This is a genomic window from Rhizobium sp. N324, from assembly GCF_001664485.1.
Lineage (GTDB): Bacteria > Pseudomonadota > Alphaproteobacteria > Rhizobiales > Rhizobiaceae > Rhizobium.
This window is the reverse complement of record NZ_CP013635.1, coordinates 578,729-596,214: the sequence shown is the minus strand read 5'-3', so window position 1 is coordinate 596,214 and position 17,486 is coordinate 578,729. Positions and strand designations below refer to the sequence as shown.

The following is a 17,486-nucleotide window of genomic DNA, read 5'->3' as shown; positions in this document are numbered from 1 at the left end:
CAGGATGAGACTCAAGCTGGTTGCAGTTGCGGTCGCGGCGCTGGCGCCGGTGGTCGCGATGCTCGCATACAACGAAGTCGCGCTCCGCCACCAGCGCAACGAGGAGGTACGCGCATCCGCGGCGCAGGCGGCCAGACAAGCGTCGTCGGAAGTCGAACGGATCGTGGAGGGGCTGCACGCTCTTCTCGTGTCCGTCTCCGCCATGCCATCCGTGCGGCACCTTGAGGTCCAAGGCTGCAATGAAGCCCTCAAATCGGTCGCGGAAAACGTTCCGAACATCCGCACCATCTTCGTCGTCGGGCTCGACGGACAGCCGGTCTGCGGCAGCATGGCTTTTCCCGATGGCGTGATCTTCTCCGATCGAGACTATTTTCAGCAGGTCCTCGACACCAAGGGGTTCGCCGTCGGCACCTATACGCAGAGCCGCCTCGTCGACAGACCCGTCCTGCCGCTCGCCATGCCCCTGATGGAGGGCGACGCCGTCAAGGCCGTCATCGTCAGCGGAATCCGGGTGGATTGGCTGCAGAACCGCATCACCGAGCGTGGCGTCGCGCCCGGCAATGAGGTGACGATAGCCGACGGCAAGGGAACCGTCGTCGCGCACGTTCCCCTTCCGGAGCGCTTCGTCGGCACTGTCCTATCCGAGGAATACCAGCGCCTGGTCCATGCCGAGCAGCCCGACGTTGTCGAGATCGCAGGCAAGGATGGAACAACGAGCGTTCTCGGCTATCGGCCGATCGCGCTGCCTGCCAGCCCGCTCTATGTCAGCGCCGGCTTCTCGAAGCTGGAAGCCTTCGCGCCGATCAACCGGGCGACGCTGATGAATACGCTCGCCATCACCGGCGGTGCGCTTTTCGCCTTTCTTGCCGCGATCTTCATCGGCAACCGCTTCATCCTCGTGCCGATCTCCCGGATCGCCGAAGTGATGGAGAAGTGGCGCAGCGGCCAGACGACGGCGCGTACCGGCATGACGGGAGCGGACGAACTGGAGGTCGTCGGCGCCACCTTCGATCGGCTGCTCGATGAACTCGACGAGCGCAGACGCCGAAACGAGCAGGCAGAGGAAGAGCGGACCCTGCTCGTCCGTGAAATGGCGCACCGGGTCAAGAACGGCTTCGCCCTCGTTCAGGCGATCGCCCGGCAGACCTTCTCGCGCGCCAATCCGGAAAGCTACAGCGCCTTTGCCGAAAGGCTCGCCGCACTTGCCGGCACATATGATCTCATTCTGTCGCGGGAGGGGTCGGCCGCGCCCATCCGGGAGATCATCTCCGCCGCCTTGCGGGCGCATATCGCCTCGGAGGAACGCATTCGTCTCGATGGCCCCGACGTGGTTCTTCCCGCCGATATCGCCCTGCCGCTTTCCCTCGTGCTTCACGAACTGGCGACCAACGCGACGAAGTACGGAAGTCTTGGAAGCGAGCATGGAACCGTCGCCATCGAGTGGCAGCACGAGGACGGGCGCGTCCTGCTCGTCTGGACGGAGGCCGGCGGGCCGCCGGTGTCGACGCCGACGAAAAGAGGCTTCGGCTCGGTCCTGATCGAGCGGGCCTTTTCCTCCAGGGCGCAGGCGCGCTCCAGGTCGGACTACAGGCCCGAAGGGCTCGTCTTCGAAGTTGTCTTCCTGACCGGAGACCCCGCAGCGAAGGCCGAATAGAGGCATTGTACCGGCACTCCCCTAGCGGATGGACCTGTCTATTTCCCGGCAGGCGGACGCTGCAGATCGATGCGGCTCGTCACCACGGATTTGCCTGAGGCCGGGTCCTGATCGACCGTCTGAAGCCGAAGCCTGTCCTGCCCCAATTTCTCGATCATCAACGTCGCGTTGCGATCGCCATTGACCACGCGCGCCCAGGTCACGCGAAGATTGAGCGCCTCGCCCTGTCTGCTGCCGACCAGTTTGGATGGCTGTCCCGATGGTCCGATGTAGTTGCCGGTGTAGCGTTGTCCCAATGCTTTGACATTGGCCGAGAAAGCTCTTGTGAAGACCGCAAGGCCGCGACATTTCCCGTTCATCGAGACCGCGGATTCACTCGCGTCTGATTTGAGGGTGCAGGAAACATTGAAGTTTGTGCCGCCGATCCTGGTGAGTACCATCCCGGTCCCGCGCCAATCGCCCGCCAAGGATCGCAAAAATCCCGCCTCCGACGCCTTTGCTGTGTGAGGCAGGCAGGACAGCGAGAACATAGCAGCAATCAGAGCAGCACGCATGAAAGCCTCCCCGGTTAACCGGCTCTACCAAACCGCTGAACGCTGCCGATTGTTCCGCAGAGGATCGGGCTCTGGTCGGGACCGCAGCCCACAATCCGCCGTTGACGGGCGGTGCGCAAGGCTGCGGCGCTGAAAATCGATAGAGGCCTTGTCGGCGGCGCGCGGCCGCGCTGATCAGACGCTCCCCGCCTTACACCTTTAGACAAGGCGGAGAGGGAAATGTTCTGGGCCGGAACTCAGCCCTTATTGGCAGGCGGTCAGGCCGCCCGGATTTCGAATGGCGGCAAAACCGACGCCGTCGATCGTGTTGTCGTTGCGGGCAATGAAGCAATACTCGTCATTCGCATGAGGCGCTGCGACGACGCAGGAATTGGCCCCTTGCGGTATGACGTAGGTGTCCAGTCCGTTGATCGCGAAGATGGAGGCCGTCCCATTCGAATGGGGCGCCGGCTGCTTGGTGAACAGGATCGCATCCTGCGGCGGTGCGACGGCGATCGGCTGATGGTTCCGGCAATCGGGCGAAAAGGCGAGCTGTGCGGCGGCAGGCAGCGCGGTTGCGAGGAGAGAGAGGGTGGTGACGACAAGCCCGCCGGCGATCTTACCGCGTGCTGTTTGGCCGGCGAAATTCAACGTGGTGCGCAACATTGCTATATTCCTTTCGTTCGAGGGGTTGATGGCTTGCTGTGGCGTCGGTTCGGAAGGATTTCTGGATCTATGGCCCTCCCGTCGCCGAAAAGGTTCCGTTGGCGTTGTAGGTCACGGTGAAGCTTGCATAGCCCGTCGTAAAATCGCAGCGGGCCGTGTTGGTCTCGTCATAGGACACGGCGCTTCCGAGCGGCTGGTAGCCCGTCTTTACGAAAAAGACCTGCTCCGGTATGCAACTCATGACCGCGTTGGGTGCGGGGGCGATAAAGCTCGACAGGATGATCGCCTGATCGTTGTTGAGCGCGGCGACGCCGCAATAAAGCTCCGGCACTGGTGACGGCGTATAGCTGGGCACGTTCATGGCGAAGGCTCCTACCGGAACGCCTGATTGATAAGCGGGCGCGGAAAGCCCCAGCGGATCGAGCGTCAAGCTTGTGGAATTGTTCGGCGAACCGTCTGACGTGGTGAGCGTGATGGCGCGGTGCGCGGTGGTGCTGGCGATGATCGATCGCGTGGCATCGAGAGAAATCAGTGAGATCAACTGCGAAGGCGGCACCGCTGCCATAGTGCTAAGCGCACCTGCGTAGATCTGACTGTCCAGACCGAAATTGATCTGGGCTCCTGAGCTCGTGTAGTTGCCGACGCTTTGGCAGCCGAGGCTGCTCGCGAGAACCGAAGGGCTGACCAAAGACGGAAAGCTGGCCTGTTTCTGGAAGAGATAAAAGTATTGCGTGACCGAAGACAGGTTCCGAACGATGATCTGGTAGGACGAACTGGCCATGGCGTGCGAGACTCCCGTCTGATACCCAGCCTACCCGTCGCTTCAGCGGACGGTGTCAATCGCGCGGATGGTGCGCATGCGGGTGAAGAGGGGACGGTCTTCACCCGCATGCCTGCCGAGACTTACTGGCGCTGCACGCTCCAGGTGCCGTTGGCGTTGAGGGTGACGTTGCAGACGGTGTAGCCGCCGGTGAAGTCGGCGATCGCCGCATTCACGCTCGACTGTGTGAAGTCCATGACACTGCCCGGTGTAAAGGAGCCGGTCTGGACATAATATTTCAGAATCGGCTGGCAATCGGTATTGCTGAGCGGGTTTGCCTGCACGAAGTTGGAAAGCACGATGCCGCCATTGACGTCGACCGCCGAGCCGACGTTGAAATAGGGCGGTGAGGTAAAGCTCGGCGTGGTGATGCGGAAGGCGCCAGGCTGCACGCCTTCCCCGTAGACCGGTGCGGTAAGGGCGAGCGGGCTGACGGCCGCCGTCGTCCAGTCGTTCGGCTTACCGCTGCCGCCTGCGCTTGGAGCGAGATCGATGGCGCGGCTCGCCGATGCGTAGCCTGAAGCGGAGCCGATCGACGGCGGCGTATTTGCCTGCTGGATACCGGCGTAATATTGCAGGTTGACCTGGAAAGTCAGGATTGAGCCCCCGGCGTCGTAGTTGGCCAGCGATTGCGAGAAAAGGCTGTTCGAATAGACTTGGCCGCCGCCGGTATAAACAGCGGGCTGCTGGAAGAAGTAGAAGCCCTGCGCCTGGGGCTCGTAGTTTTTCACGTTGATGGTCAGCAGAGTAGACATGGTCACGACCCTTCTCGGTTGAGAGTGAAACAAGGGTTTCCGGGGCGGCGAAGGCAGGCGGATGAGCCGTGCCGCTGATGCCGTTGACAAAACCCTAACGAGAAAGATCTTCGATGGCCGGCGTAATAGCAACCTAAACGTGTTGAGCGCTGCTTGAAAAAACTGCGCAAATTGCGCCTGGCGTTACGGGTGCTCCGGGGGGATGGATTCGACCAGCCCTAAGAGATTGGACCGGGTTGCCGCGGGCCGGTCGCGCAGTGCCAGAACCAATTGCAACTCGTTGGTCGAGATCGGGCTGTTCCGATGCCAGTCCATGGTGCCCCGCCCGAGCAGCAGCCAATCGAGCGAGACATCCAGGAGATGGGCGAGGGCACAGGCGCTTTCGAGCGAGGTGTGGCCGCCATTCTGCCAGCGCGAGACGGCTGCGACGGAGACGTTCAGTTCGGCGGCGAGCGCGTGAACTTTCCGAATTTTTCCGCGGGATATCGCCTCGCGAATGCGTTTGCCGCGTGCCAGGTCATGCGTCATCAGAATCCTCCCCTCATATGTCGAAATCGGCAGTCGCGGAGAGCTTTGGCTCGGTCGCATATCAGCAGCTTCTTATGAAAATGAAGGGCAAATCGAAGCGCCGGTCAATCTGATGAAATATCCAGATTGCCGGGGATCGGCCGCCTGTTGTGAAACATCAGCGCATCAGGAGGGACGGATATGTTGCGGATACTCACCAAGGACATGTTCGAGGCCGAACGGCGTGCTTTCGATGAAATGTTTCGGGCGCGCGCCGCCGTCTTTCGCGACCGGTTGGGATGGCAGGTCGACGTCAAGGACCAATGGGAAAGGGACCGATACGACGCGGCGGAGGATCCCGTTTATCTCGTGACGCAATGGCCTTCTGGCACACTGACGGGTTCGCTGCGCCTGCTGCCGACCACGGGGGCGACGATGCTCACAAGCGAGTTCCGGGATTTCTTTGATCAGCCCATTGATGTCGATAGCCCGACATGCTGGGAATGCACCCGCTTTTGCGTTCATCCGCTGGCCGGCGACGCCGATCAGAATTCGTCGCGCACGGTGGCGACCGAACTGCTCTCGGGGCTTTGCGATCTCGCGCTCGACACCGGCATCGAAAGCATCGTCGGCGTTTACGATGCCGCGATGATCGGCGTCTATCGCCGGATCGGCTGGAGGCCGACGCCGCTTGCCCGGTCGAGGCCCGAGATCGGCAACCTGTATGTCGGTTTATGGGACGTGACCGCAGACAATAGCAGGACACTTCAAGCCAATCTGTCCCGACTTCTGGAGACGGGTTCCCTCTCTCCCGCGGCAACGGTAATCGGCGAAGGACGCGGCGGCATGCGGTGAACGCAGCGCCAGCCCGATCGCTGCCCCGGCGGTCTGAGGACGGATGCGGGGGGCCCTCGGCCGCGGGATATGCCGCGCCGCGCCTTAACGCATTTTTCACGTCATGCCGGAAACAGGCTATTATCAGCAGTCGCTAAATGATACCGATGCGAGTAGAAAATGAATCGCACAACCACGAGTCCAACTCATGCTGAGCAGTTCTCGTTTTTTCGACTGCCTGGACCGGATCTCCGCCTCACCGACATTGCAGGATCTGGAAACAACGCTGGATGAAGTCCGCCACATCTATGCGATATCGCATATGGTTCTGCATGTGACCCGTTCGGCGACGGCAGCCGACAATCCCCTGCTGATGCTGACCTACCCGCCGGAGTGGGTGAAACAATATATTGCCCGGGATTATTTCAGCATCGATCCCGTCGTGCGTCTCGGCCGACGCGGCTTTCTGCCGGTGGAGTGGTCCGCATCGAAATGGGATTCAGGCCGCGCCTGCGGTTTCTTCAAGGAGGCGATGGCCTTCGGCATCGGCCGGCAGGGCGTCACTCTGCCGGTGCGGGGACCGCAAGGCGAGCGTGCGCTGTTTACGGTCACATCCACTCACGCCGATTCCTACTGGCGACAGTTCCGCATGGACAGTATGCGCGACCTGCAGTTTCTCGCTCACCATCTTCACGACAGAGCCATGGTTCTGTCGGGGATGAGAAAAACCGCGGATTTTCCTCAATTGTCGCGCCGCGAGCTGCAATGTTTGCAGATGACCGCCAACGGCCTTCTGGCAAAGCAGATTTGCGCCCGGTTGTGCATTTCGGTGAGCGCGGTGCAGCTCTATCTCGCCTCGGCGCGCCGAAAGCTGACCGTTGCCACGACGAGCGAAGCGGTCGCCAAGGCGACGGCGCTGGAGTTGATATAAATCTGGCGATCGCGCTTCACCGCCTGCCTCTGGTGCGCGTCGCAAGGACATTGCGGATCGAGAAGCTGGAATGAATCCTGAGAACGCCCGGCAGGGTCGACAGGATCTCCTTGTGGATGCGCTCGAACTCGCCCGGGCTGGCGACCTCGACGCGCAGCAGATAATCGGAACCGCCCGTCATCAGAAAACATTCGCGGATCTCGGGATGCCGGCGGACCGCCGCCTCGAAACGGTCGAGATGGTCCTCGGTCTGCCGCTCGAGCGTGATGTTGATGATCACGGCGATCATCTCGTCGGCATTGCCGGTGTCCACCAGCGCCGTATAGCCGCGGATCACCCCTGATTTTTCCATGATCTTGATGCGCCTGAGGCAGGCCGATGGCGACAGGCCGATCTCGGCGGCGAGCTTGGCATTACTCATGCGCGCATCGAGGCGCAGCAGTCTCAGGATATTGCGATCGATCGAGTCGAGGGCGGACATGATGGATTGTTCCAAAATTTCGTCTATTATGCGGATAATAGGCAAATCATGCCGTAATCGACTGCTGAATGCCAGGCAATTTCGCGCATTGTTTCATAAGCTTGCCTGAGATGGGGAGGGATGGACATGGATAGCGATATTTTGGTTTCCCGCACACGCAGCACGACGACCGCACAGGGAGCCACGGGTTATCTGACGATCGATCTTGCCGCGCTCGGCCGCAACTACCGCAAGCTGGTATCGATGCTGGCGCCGGTCCGCGCCGGAGCCGTCGTCAAGGCCGACGCCTACGGCCTTGGCGCCGAGCGGGTCGCGAGAGCGCTCTACGGCGCAGGCTGCCGGCATTTCTTCGTCGCTCAGTTCGTCGAGGCGGTGAGGCTGCGGCCGACGCTTGCGCGCAACGCCCAGATTTTCGTGCTGAACGGCTTGCAGCCGGGCAACGAGATCGCCTGCGCCGAGATGGGCATCGTCCCGGTTCTCAACTCTCTCGCCCAGTGGCGGCAATGGTCGGAGACAGCGCGCATGCTGAAACGCTGCCTGCCTGCCGTGCTGCAATTCGACACCGGAATGTCGCGGCTCGGCTTTCCCCGGCAAGAACGAGCCGAACTGGCGGCCGCGCTTCGCGACGGCAGCAATGTCGAAATCCTGTTCATCATGAGCCATCTGGCTTCGGCCGATGATATGGAGAGCGATCAGAACGGCGAGCAATGGGCCGAGATGTCCCGCATTGCCGACGAATTTCCCGGCTTCGACATGTCCTTCGCCAATTCCGGCGGGGTCTTCCTCGGCGATGCCTATCACGGCGTGCTCGCCCGCCCCGGCATCGCGCTTTACGGCGGCGCGCCCAACTCCGGCGCGACGAACCCGATGGAGCCGGTCGTCAGCCTCGACGTCGCCGTCGTGCAGACCCGCACCGTGCCGGCAGGCACCAAGATCGGCTATGGCGGCGCGCATGTCGCTGAGCGGGAAATGCGTCTCGCCACCATCGCCGCCGGTTATGCCGATGGTCTGCCCAGGTCGCTCGGCGACCGCGGCGCCGTCTATGTCAACGGCATCCGCCTGCCGATCGTCGGCCGCGTCTCGATGGACAGCGTGACCGTCGACGTCTCGGTACTGCCCGAAGGCACCCTGACACTGGGCAGTCTGGTCGAAGTGCTCGGCCCGAACCAGACGCTCGAGGACATTGCCGGCGATGCCGGCACGATATCTTACGAAATCCTAACCGGTCTGGGCGATCGTTACGACAGGCAATATCGCTGAGAGCCCGGCGGCTCCATTATTGGGAAGATCATGAAAGTCATTGTTCTGGGTGCCGGTATCGTCGGCGTCACATCCGCTTATCAGTTGGCGAAATCAGGTCATGAGGTCACGGTCGTCGACCGGCAGAAAGGCCCGGCGCTGGAAACGAGCTTTGCCAATGCCGGCGAAGTCTCCTTCGGCTATTGCTCGCCATGGGCAGCGCCCGGCATTCCGGCGAAAGCGATGAAGTGGCTGTTCATGAAACATGCGCCCCTCATCCTGCGCCCGAAGCTCGACATGGCCATGCTCTCCTGGATGGCGCGGATGCTGTCGAACTGCACCTCCGAGCGCTACGCGATCAACAAGAGCCGCATGCTGCGGCTTGCCGATTACAGCCGCATCGCGCTGGCCGACCTTCGCGCCGAGACTGGCATCGCCTATGACGAACGCATGCAGGGAACCCTGCAGCTGTTCCGCACGCAGCAGCAGCTCGACGCCTCGGCAAAGGACGTCAAGGCGCTGGCGGCCGACGGCATTCCCTATGAGGTGCTGGACCGGGACGGCTGCATCCGCTTCGAACCGGCATTGAAGCACGTGCGCGACAAGATCGTCGGCGGCCTGCTGACGCCGAAGGACGAAACCGGCGACTGCTTCAAATTCACCAATGCGCTGGCCGCCAAAGCCGAGGCGCTCGGCGTGCGCTTTGCCTATGGCACGACGATCAAGGCGCTGGATGTCGAGGCGGGCCGCGTGCGCGGCGTCATCACCACTCGCCATCGCGATGGCGATCCCGATCGCGAGCGCGAGCGGATGAGTGCGGATGCGGTGGTGGTTGCGCTCGGCAGTTATTCGCCGCTGCTGCTCAAGCCCTTCGGCATCAGATTGCCGGTCTATCCTGTGAAGGGCTATTCGCTCACCATCCCGATCATCGATGCGTCGCGCGCACCGGAATCGACCGTCATGGACGAAACCTACAAGATCGCAATCACCCGGCTCGGCGACCGCATCCGCGTCGGCGGCATGGCTGAAATTTCGGGCTATACCAACGATCTCGGATTCGCCCGACGCAGCACGCTGGAACATTCGGTTACCGATCTGTTCCCCGGCGGCGACGTTTCCCAGGCGTCCTTTTGGTCCGGCCTGCGCCCGATGACGCCGGATGGTACACCGGTCATCGGTCCGACAAAGATCATCGGCCTCTTCCTCAATACCGGCCACGGCACGCTCGGCTGGACGATGAGCACCGGTTCGGCGCGGCTGATCAGCGATCTGGTCGGCGGCGCCAATCCGGAAATCGACGCGAAGGATCTGGCAATTAACCGGTATCACTGAAATATGCCGGGGAACGAAAAAAGAAAACATATGATTGCGGAAATCAACTATCACTCGCGATCATTGTCTTTCGAGGTCGCGCATGTCCCATATTTCTAATATGCCCGCCCATAGCAGCTCCCTCCACGATCCGGCGAGGCAGAGCCCGTCGCTTTGGGAGACGGCCTTCAGCGGCACGGACCCGGACGCACTCTCGGAAATATTGTCGACGCCGAACTCGCCGATCAAGGCTGCGGCGCAAGCCGGCGCGCCCATCGCCTATCGCTGCAATTTCGTCTCGACGGAAGAGCTGACCATCGCCGACTGCGCCTACGAGGGCACGATCTCGGTTAGGCGCGAGGCACCCAACGGCAAGGTAATCATATTCCTGCCGATGGAGGGGAATGCCGTCTTCGATGCCGGGAAGGAGCAGATCCATTCGATTCCCGGTCGCGGCGCCATTCTCGGGGCGGGCCGCGCCTCGGGTTCCTGCCTGGTCGGCCCGCGCCGTCATCTCGGCCTGTTCGTCGAGCAGGCGAGGATCAACAGGCAGCTCACGCATATGTTCGAGCGGACGATTATCGGTGACACCGATTTCCATCCGACCATCGATCTGACGACCGGTTCGGGGCTCGTCCTGCAGCAGCTCGCCGTGAGCCTCTACCGCGGGCTTAGCGGCGACGGGCCGCTGCAGCAGTCGCCGCTGGCGCTGAGTGCGCTCTGCGACGCGATGATCTACCTGCTTCTGGAGACCTGTCCCCATCGCTATTCGGAGGCGCTTGCGCTGCCTGCTCCGCCCCCGGCTCCTCGCCATGTGAAATGGGCGATCGACTTCATGCGGGAGCATATGGCCGAGCCGATTTCGCTGAGCGACATCGCCACTGCGGCCAAGGTCAGCATCCGCACCTTGCAACAGGGTTTCCGGCAGTTCAGGAATACCACGCCGATGGCTTACCTGCATGAACTGCGGATGCTTGCCGCCCATCGCGATCTGCTCGAATCCGGCACGCGGCCGGCCGTCGCCGACATTGCGCTCAGATGGGGGTTTACCCATCTCGGGCGATTTTCAGCCGAGTACCGGAAGCGTTTCGGTCGACTGCCGTCGCAGACTTTGAAGGCCTGATCGTGACAGGGCTGCTCATGACCGGCCGCATCTTCTGCGGATGGGCATGAGCAGGATCTGGGCTCCGTGTCTGTCGGGCGGCGATGATCTTTAGCCGGGTCGAGACCGGCCGGCGGCGTCAGAACTCTTCCCACTCATTGCTTGCAATGGCGGCGTTGCCATGGTTCGGATAAGCCGCGCCGAGTTTTGCCCGCAACGCGCGCGCCGGCGAAGCAGCTGTCGAGGGGGCGTTTGCTTGCCGGGCCGGTCGCATCTGGGATGCCGCTGATTTGCCAATGTGGAATTCGCTGAGCATCTGAGTGATATGGCCGACCTGTTGGACCAGGGCGTGGCTTGCCGCGGTCGACTGCTCGACCATGGCGGCGTTTTGCTGAGTGCCCTGATCCATCGCGTTGACGGCCGTGTTGATCTCGTGCAGCGCCGTTGCTTGCTCGCTCGACGCCCTGACGATGGCGCCGATGTGCCGGTCGATTTCCTGGACTTCGTCGACGATCACCGTCAGCGTCTCGCCGGTTTGGCCGACCAGGGACACGCCCGCCCTTACCTGTTCGCCCGAGTTGTTGATCAATCCCTTGATCTCTTTTGCGGCCTTGGCGGAACGCTGCGCCAGTTCGCGAACCTCCTGGGCGACGACGGCGAAGCCCTTGCCGGCCTCTCCCGCGCGCGCCGCTTCGACGCCGGCATTCAGCGCCAGAAGGTTGGTCTGGAAGGCGATTTCATCGATGACGCCGATGATGTTGGAGATTTCCCGCGACGAACTGTCGATCGCCCCCATCGCGGCGACGGCCTGCTGGACGATCTGGCCCGATTTCTCGGCGCCGATGCGGGCCTTTGCAACCAGTTGCCCCGCCTCTTCCGCGCGCCGGCTGGAGTCCTTCACCGTGGTGGTGATCTCCTCGAGCGCGGCTGCCGTTTCCTCGATGGAGGCGGCCTGCTGCTCGGTTCGCTTGGCAAGATCGTCCGCGGCGGACCGGATCTCCTGGGACCCCGCATTGATCTGCGTGGCAGAGCCGCTGATCTGCTCGATCGTCGTCGACAGCTGTTCCAGCGCATTGTTGAAGTCGTCGCGCAGGGCGTGATAGGCTTCCGGCAGATCATCGCTGATCCGGTAGCTGACATCCTTGGCGGCAATCGCCGACATGGCCTTGCCGAAAGTGGAGCCGACGAGCTGGCGCTCCGCCTCGATCGCATCGGCCTGGGCCTTCTGCTTGGCGATCTCGGCCTCGTCGATATAGACCGAGATGGCGAGATCCATATCCAGCATCACAGCCTTGACGAGGCTTGCCAACGCCTTGCCGAACTCCGCCGGCTTCATCGTTTTTTTCGAGAATACACCGCCCTTCGGGACCATTTCCTCGACGGCGCGGTTGATCAGATGATCGACAATGATCGCGTAGCCGCCGATATACCATTGCGGCTCCAGGCCGATGCGGGCATGGACGGTTCCGATCGTTTTGACCTTGCCGACATATTCCTCGTTGAAATTGCCGTCTGCGATATTGGCCCAATGGCCCACCTGCGCACCCTTGGCGCGGGCGATATTTTCCTCCGTCGAGAAGAAGCGGCTGACCTCCGGGCTCTTGCGAAGCTGCGCGTAGAACTTATCGAGTCCATGCGGCAGTTCGCGTTCGATCAGCGTCTTTAAAGATCGGATGCCGGCACGGCCCTGTTGGTCGAGCTGCATGAAGTCGAGGCGGCGTTCGACACTCTGGCTTTTGCTCTTCGCGTGATCAACGCCGGCGCCGCCGTTGTGAGCCTGGACCGAATTGCTGCTGGCATGCTTATGAAATTGACTCGACATTCCCGACCTCGACGAAGACTGGCTGAAACCGTAATTGGGCACGTGCCTCAATCACATCGAAACCCGCCATCATGTCGGAACCGGCGTCCACCCGCCTGATTGATGACCCCAAATTTGGGATAGTTGGTTTAATTGCGGTTAACCAAGCCGAGCCAGGAAATGCATTTCGTCAAATAGCTTCGTTATCTGGATACTTTTTGCGCTTTTTGCACGATGGAATTTCGAGCAATCTGATTTTCACCTGCACTCGAACGGCAAAAAACGGCCCGTTTTCGGAGCCGTGTCATAATTCGGACGTCCGAAAAGTCAGCTAATGAGTTGCCGGCGGATCGCTTCGGCAATCGCATGGGCGCGATTGGCCGCCCCCAGCTTCTTCGTCGCGCTCTTCAGATAGCTGTTGATGGTTTCCGTTTGATAGTCCGACGCACCGGAAATTTCCTCGCTGGTGAGCCCCTTACCCGCGAGTTCGAGGCAGCGGAGTTCGCCGCTGGTCAGGCGAAGGACGCCGGCGGCAAAACGGTCCATCAGCGGCTTGGTGATCGCCCGATGCAACGGCTCGGCAAAGAAGACAAGCAGTTCCTGTTCGCTTGCGGTGAACGGCTTTTCTCGCGTGAAGCAGACCCCTCCGTAGATAATGCCGTTCCTCGATAGCGGAATCTGTATTCGCCGCCCGATCTCATAGGATCGCAGCAAATATCGGAGGCGTTGGGTCGGCGCCAGGATATCGAAGGCTTCTTCTTCCGTCAGCGGCGTCGACCGTTCGAGCGACTGAACGACAAGCGGATCGGACAGGCCGAGCTTTTCTCCGAAATAGGTGTCGATATAGGCGGGAGGCATATCGGTGTCGATGGAGCGGCCCCGCCCTATCCGATATCCTTCGAGATCCAGTCCGCCGACGGCGATATAACGGAAATCGACGGCCTTCCTCAATTGTTCCAGCAGATCGCTGTTGCGCAATTGCCGGTGAGCGGGAACCTCGGAAAGATCCCTGAAATGGCAAAGGCTTTCAATTGAGGCGCACCCCATCGGTCCCCCGAATCGCGGCTGGTTAACGATTAACCCCGACTCTGGGGTCTCGGGGTTAATAAATCTTTACGTTCGACCTTGAGTGCCTGGCATGATCCAGTCTTCCGTCCCTCGGGCGTGTGCCGCCGCCCGAGGTCGTCGCGTCGATACTTCCCGTCGACAGGTCTATGCGGCGCGCTTCAGCGCGTCGGCGATCATCGAGACGATCGTGTCGATCTGGCCCTTCTCGACAATGAGCGGCGGCGAGAGCGCGATGATGTCGCCGGTCACGCGGATCAGCAGGCCCTTGTTGAAGCAGTCGACGAAGACGTCGTAGGCGCGGGTTCCCGGTGCGCCATTACGGGGCGCCAGTTCCACCGCGCCGACCAGGCCGAGGTTGCGGATGTCGACGACATTGGGCAGGTCTTTCAGCGAATGCAGGGCCTGCTGCCAGTGGTCGGCCAGCTCGGCTGCGCGGGTCAGCAGCCCTTCCTCCTCGTAGATTTCGAGGGTGGCGAGCCCGGCGGCGCAGGCGACCGGATGGCCGGAATAGGTATAGCCGTGGAAGAGTTCGATCGCATTTTCCGGGCCGACCATCAGGCCGTCATAGACCTTGCGGCTGGCAAAGACCGCGCCCATGGGGATCGCGCCGTTGGTCAGCCCCTTTGCCGTGGTGACGAGATCGGGCACGACGCCGAAATAATCGACTGCGAAAGGCGTGCCGAGGCGGCCGAAGCCGGTGATGACCTCGTCGAAGATCAGCAGGATGCCGTGCTTGTCGGCGGTGGCGCGCAGTTTTTCCAGATAGCCCTTCGGCGGCAGGACCACGCCCGCCGACCCCGACATCGGTTCGACGATGACGGCGGCAATGGTTTCGGCGCCATGCAGCTGTACGAGGCGTTCCAGGTCGTCGGCCAGTTCCACGCCGTGGGCGGGAAGGCCCTTCGAAAAGGCATTGCGCTCGACGTCGAGCGTATGGCGCATGTGATCGGCCGGTATCTGAGGGAAGACCCGCCGGTTGTTGACAAGGCCGCCGACGGAAATGCCGCCGAAGCCGACGCCGTGATAACCCTTTTCACGGCCGATGATGCGCGTGCGGGTGCCCTGGCCGATCGCACGCTGATAGGCGATGGCGATCTTCAGCGCCGTATCGACCGATTCCGAGCCCGACCCGGTGAAGAAGACCCGGTCGAGCTTGGCGTCGGGCCCGCCCGGCGCGTTCGCGGCCAGCTTCGCGGCGAAGTCGAAGGCGATCGGATGGCCCATCTGGAAGGTCGGGGCATAATCCAAGGTCGAAAGCTGCCGCTCGACCGCCTGGGCGATCCTCCTGCGGCCATGGCCGGCATTGCAGCACCAGAGCCCGGCGGTGCCGTCAAGCACCCGGTTTCCGTCGACATCGGTGTAATACATGCCCTCCGCGGCGGCCAGGAGGCGCGGCGTGGCCTTGAACTGCCGGTTGGCGGTGAACGGCATCCAGAAATTTTCGAGTACGGGCGCGTTCGGTTTGCTGATCTGGTCCATGCTGGCCTCCTATGGTTGGCGGCGAGAATGGCAATTTCTCCCTGTCAAACAAGTCTTTTTCTTCTGCGGTGCAAGTCATTGAAACTGAATGGATGAGCCGATATGTTTTTCGATATTCTGAACAACACAAACGGACCGCATCATGTCAGTCGATATCGGCAGCCGCCTTCGCCATCTACGCATCGCCCATAAGCTTTCCCAGCGCGAACTCGCCAAGCGCACCGGTGTGCCCAACTCGACGATTTCGCTGATCGAATCGAACGCCTCCAACCCCTCGGTCGGGGCCCTGAAGCGGATTCTGGACGGTATCCCGATCGGTCTGGCGGAGTTCTTCGCCTTTGAACCCGAGCGTCCGCGGAAAGCCTTCTATGCGGCGGAGGAGTTGGTGGAGATCGGCAAGGGCGCCATCTCCTACAGGCAGGTCGGGGAAAACCTGTTCGGGCGCAGCCTGCAAATACTGAAGGAATGTTACCAGCCGGGCGCCGACACCGGAAAGATTCCGCTCGTTCACGAGGGGGAGGAGGGCGGGATCGTGCTGTCGGGAAGGCTTGAGGTGACCGTCGATGACGAGCGGCGTATCCTCGGGCCGGGGGATGCCTATTATTTCGAAAGCCGGCGACCGCACCGGTTCCGCTGCGTCGGACCGGTGCCTTGCGAAGTCATCAGCGCCTGCACGCCGCCGACCTTCTAAAGCACGTCACATCGAATCCGATTTGCCGATGCATTCGAGAATTGCCGTGCGGCAAACCACGGCGTCCCTTTGCGCCTGAGATAGTTCACGCCAGGCCTGGTAGGCGATCCGGAACTCGATGTCCTTGTAAAAATAGGTCTTTGCTTTCTGTTCGAGAAGGCTCCTCTCCAAAGCCTCTGACGTGACGACGATATGTGCGGCAAGCCGTTTGAACTGCCACGGCGGCGTATGCCGCTCCTTCTCGATCACCTCGACATGGTAATAGGGATCATGACCGGCGGGGTCGGGAACCTTGTAGACGGTGGCCCAACGAACGGTCCGTGGTGAGAGCGAGAGAATGACGGTGGAAGCGGCCGGTGGTTTTGCCGCCTCGGCATGTGCCAAGACGCTTCCGCCGAGAAGGGCCGAGGCGGCTGCAAGGACGGCGCCGAGAGCTGTTCGCATCCGTGCCGATGCCATGCGCCTCAGCTCCTGCGGCCCTCGATGCGGGCAAGCACGCCATCGAGGGCGCCGTTGAGTGCGTCAAGACCGCCTTGCTTGTCGAATTCCGAAAGGACCTGCTCGTTCAGTCCGCCCTTGGTGGCGAATTCGCGGCTCAGCGCGCTGAACGGCTCGGTGCCGGGGCTGTTGGCTTTCTGCGCCAGGCTTGCAAAAAGCGGGGCGATGTAGGCTTGGCCCTTTGCCCTTTCAAGGCCGCTTTTTTCCAGCCAGCCGGTGATCGACTCCATGACGCCGAAATAAGTCGACATGACAGCGCTTGCGGCTGCGAGGAGATCGTATTCCTTCCTCGACTGACACTGGACGGCCGTTCCAAGCGTGTCGAACAGCGCCGCGATGGTGGCATTGGCGGGATAGATGGCAGTGACGCCTTGCCGCTGTGCGACGAAGGGCAGGGGAATGGCCTGGACGAGATCGATATCGGCGCCAATCCAATCGAGCAGGGCCTGGCGCTCCGTGGCCGCGACAAGGCTGACCACCGTCTGGCCGGTCCTGAACGACAGCGTGCGCACGACTTCCTCGGCGATCTGCGGCCTTATCGCCAGGAAGACCATATCGCTGCGATCGACGACAGTTTGGTTGTCCCCGGCAATCCTGACGGAGGCGAATTCGGCTGCCAGCGTGGCGGCAATGTGCGCGCTCCGCGGCGAAACGTGGATCTCGGAGGCATAGGCCGGTGCGGCCAGAAGCCCGCGAACCATCGCTTCGGTGATCGCGCCGGTGCCGACGAATCCAATGCTGTTGATCATCACTGTTACTCCGCAGCCCGCAGCGGTCCCAGCGCGTCGTGTAGTTCTCGCGTAGCGTGCCAGCAATGTAATTTTTCCGCTTGATTTTGTCGACACGCAGCCAACAAGAAAACAGTAGAATCGGCTAGAGGCGACGAGTGGGATCGCACGCTTCGCGCACAGAAAAAGAGGAACGTCCCGATGTTCGAAGCCGACGTCGGTCGGACGATCGCCGATCTCGACAAACTCGTTCCCTATGGCCGGATCGGCAGGCCGGAGGAGGTGGCGGCGCTCGTTGCCTTCCTGGCATCTGATGAAGCGGCTTTCATGTGCGGCTCGCTGGTGGAAATCACTGGAGCGCAGGCCGTGGCGTGAAAGCGCCGATCGG

The 17,486-nt window shown here is 61.7% G+C and carries 18 protein-coding genes and 1 pseudogene; 8 read left to right on the top strand and 11 right to left on the bottom strand.

The window, feature by feature from the left end; translation table 11 throughout:
* The first annotated feature begins 4 nt into the window (after nt 1–4).
* On the top strand, nt 5–1,654 hold the full coding sequence (locus AMK05_RS32660) for a sensor histidine kinase (protein WP_064844831.1): 1,650 nt from the start codon (nt 5–7) through the stop codon (nt 1,652–1,654).
* Between the two features lie 38 nt (nt 1,655–1,692).
* On the opposite strand, the gene AMK05_RS32655 is transcribed toward AMK05_RS32660, so the two are convergent.
* The 5 genes from AMK05_RS32655 to AMK05_RS32635 form a co-directional block, all read right to left on the bottom strand.
* On the bottom strand, nt 1,693–2,208 hold the full coding sequence (locus AMK05_RS32655) for a hypothetical protein (protein WP_064844829.1): 516 nt from the start codon (nt 2,206–2,208) through the stop codon (nt 1,693–1,695).
* A 243-nt stretch (nt 2,209–2,451) separates the two neighbouring features.
* The gene (locus AMK05_RS32650; protein ID WP_064844827.1) at nt 2,452–2,853 is read right to left on the bottom strand and encodes a hypothetical protein; all 402 of its coding nucleotides are present in this window, start codon (nt 2,851–2,853) and stop codon (nt 2,452–2,454) included.
* A 67-nt stretch (nt 2,854–2,920) separates the two neighbouring features.
* Complete coding sequence (locus AMK05_RS32645) at nt 2,921–3,634, bottom strand: hypothetical protein (protein WP_064844825.1); 714 nt, start codon at nt 3,632–3,634, stop codon at nt 2,921–2,923.
* A gap of 122 nt (nt 3,635–3,756) precedes the next feature.
* Nucleotides 3,757–4,428, bottom strand: a complete 672-nt coding sequence (locus AMK05_RS32640) for a hypothetical protein (RefSeq protein ID WP_064844823.1) — start codon at nt 4,426–4,428, stop codon at nt 3,757–3,759.
* A gap of 183 nt (nt 4,429–4,611) precedes the next feature.
* A complete protein-coding gene (locus AMK05_RS32635; RefSeq protein ID WP_064844821.1) occupies nt 4,612–4,956 on the bottom strand; it encodes a helix-turn-helix domain-containing protein in 345 nt (114 codons plus the stop codon).
* Between the two features lie 180 nt (nt 4,957–5,136).
* Here AMK05_RS32635 and AMK05_RS32630 point away from each other — a divergent pair, with 180 nt between their 5' ends.
* Nucleotides 5,137–5,790: an acyl-homoserine-lactone synthase gene (locus AMK05_RS32630; protein ID WP_064844819.1), complete on the top strand. Its 654-nt coding sequence runs from the start codon at nt 5,137–5,139 to the stop codon at nt 5,788–5,790.
* Nucleotides 5,791–5,977: 187 nt separating this feature from the next.
* Nucleotides 5,978–6,700 carry a helix-turn-helix transcriptional regulator gene (locus AMK05_RS32625; protein WP_064844817.1) on the top strand — a complete coding sequence of 241 codons (723 nt, stop codon included), beginning with the start codon at nt 5,978–5,980 and terminating at the stop codon, nt 6,698–6,700.
* A gap of 16 nt (nt 6,701–6,716) precedes the next feature.
* Here the strand turns inward: AMK05_RS32625 and AMK05_RS32620 are convergent, their stop codons facing one another.
* Nucleotides 6,717–7,181 (bottom strand): Lrp/AsnC family transcriptional regulator, encoded by a 465-nt coding sequence (locus AMK05_RS32620; protein ID WP_064844815.1) that lies wholly within the window; start codon nt 7,179–7,181, stop codon nt 6,717–6,719.
* A gap of 126 nt (nt 7,182–7,307) precedes the next feature.
* Here AMK05_RS32620 and alr point away from each other — a divergent pair, with 126 nt between their 5' ends.
* The 3 genes from alr to AMK05_RS32605 all read left to right on the top strand — a co-directional run bounded on the left by alr (nt 7,308) and on the right by AMK05_RS32605 (nt 10,854).
* Entirely contained in the window at nt 7,308–8,441 is a 1,134-nt protein-coding gene (gene alr / locus AMK05_RS32615) for an alanine racemase (protein ID WP_064845037.1), read from the top strand.
* Nucleotides 8,442–8,471: 30 nt separating this feature from the next.
* Nucleotides 8,472–9,752 carry a D-amino acid dehydrogenase gene (locus tag AMK05_RS32610; protein WP_064844813.1) on the top strand — a complete coding sequence of 427 codons (1,281 nt, stop codon included), beginning with the start codon at nt 8,472–8,474 and terminating at the stop codon, nt 9,750–9,752.
* Between the two features lie 82 nt (nt 9,753–9,834).
* Nucleotides 9,835–10,854, top strand: a complete 1,020-nt coding sequence (locus AMK05_RS32605) for an AraC family transcriptional regulator (RefSeq protein ID WP_064844811.1) — start codon at nt 9,835–9,837, stop codon at nt 10,852–10,854.
* 118 nt (nt 10,855–10,972) lie between these two features.
* On the opposite strand, the gene AMK05_RS32600 is transcribed toward AMK05_RS32605, so the two are convergent.
* The 3 genes from AMK05_RS32600 to AMK05_RS32590 form a co-directional block, all read right to left on the bottom strand.
* Complete coding sequence (locus tag AMK05_RS32600) at nt 10,973–12,655, bottom strand: globin-coupled sensor protein (RefSeq protein ID WP_082935811.1); 1,683 nt, start codon at nt 12,653–12,655, stop codon at nt 10,973–10,975.
* Nucleotides 12,656–12,961: 306 nt separating this feature from the next.
* Entirely contained in the window at nt 12,962–13,681 is a 720-nt protein-coding gene (locus AMK05_RS32595) for a helix-turn-helix transcriptional regulator (RefSeq protein WP_064844809.1), read from the bottom strand.
* 165 nt (nt 13,682–13,846) lie between these two features.
* Nucleotides 13,847–15,181, bottom strand: a complete 1,335-nt coding sequence (locus tag AMK05_RS32590; RefSeq protein WP_064844807.1) for an aspartate aminotransferase family protein — start codon at nt 15,179–15,181, stop codon at nt 13,847–13,849.
* Nucleotides 15,182–15,323: 142 nt separating this feature from the next.
* Here AMK05_RS32590 and AMK05_RS32585 point away from each other — a divergent pair, with 142 nt between their 5' ends.
* On the top strand, nt 15,324–15,872 hold the full coding sequence (locus tag AMK05_RS32585; protein ID WP_064844805.1) for a cupin domain-containing protein: 549 nt from the start codon (nt 15,324–15,326) through the stop codon (nt 15,870–15,872).
* 6 nt (nt 15,873–15,878) lie between these two features.
* On the opposite strand, the gene AMK05_RS32580 is transcribed toward AMK05_RS32585, so the two are convergent.
* Together AMK05_RS32580 and AMK05_RS32575 are read right to left on the bottom strand one after the other, a co-directional pair.
* Nucleotides 15,879–16,331: a DUF5086 family protein gene (locus AMK05_RS32580; RefSeq protein ID WP_064844803.1), complete on the bottom strand. Its 453-nt coding sequence runs from the start codon at nt 16,329–16,331 to the stop codon at nt 15,879–15,881.
* A gap of 5 nt (nt 16,332–16,336) precedes the next feature.
* Nucleotides 16,337–17,119, bottom strand: a complete 783-nt coding sequence (locus tag AMK05_RS32575) for a pyrroline-5-carboxylate reductase (RefSeq protein WP_064844801.1) — start codon at nt 17,117–17,119, stop codon at nt 16,337–16,339.
* Between the two features lie 171 nt (nt 17,120–17,290).
* Here AMK05_RS32575 and AMK05_RS34245 point away from each other — a divergent pair.
* A pseudogene (locus AMK05_RS34245) lies at nt 17,291–17,473 on the top strand (SDR family oxidoreductase); the annotation flags it as partial.
* Nucleotides 17,474–17,486 lie beyond the last annotated feature (13 nt).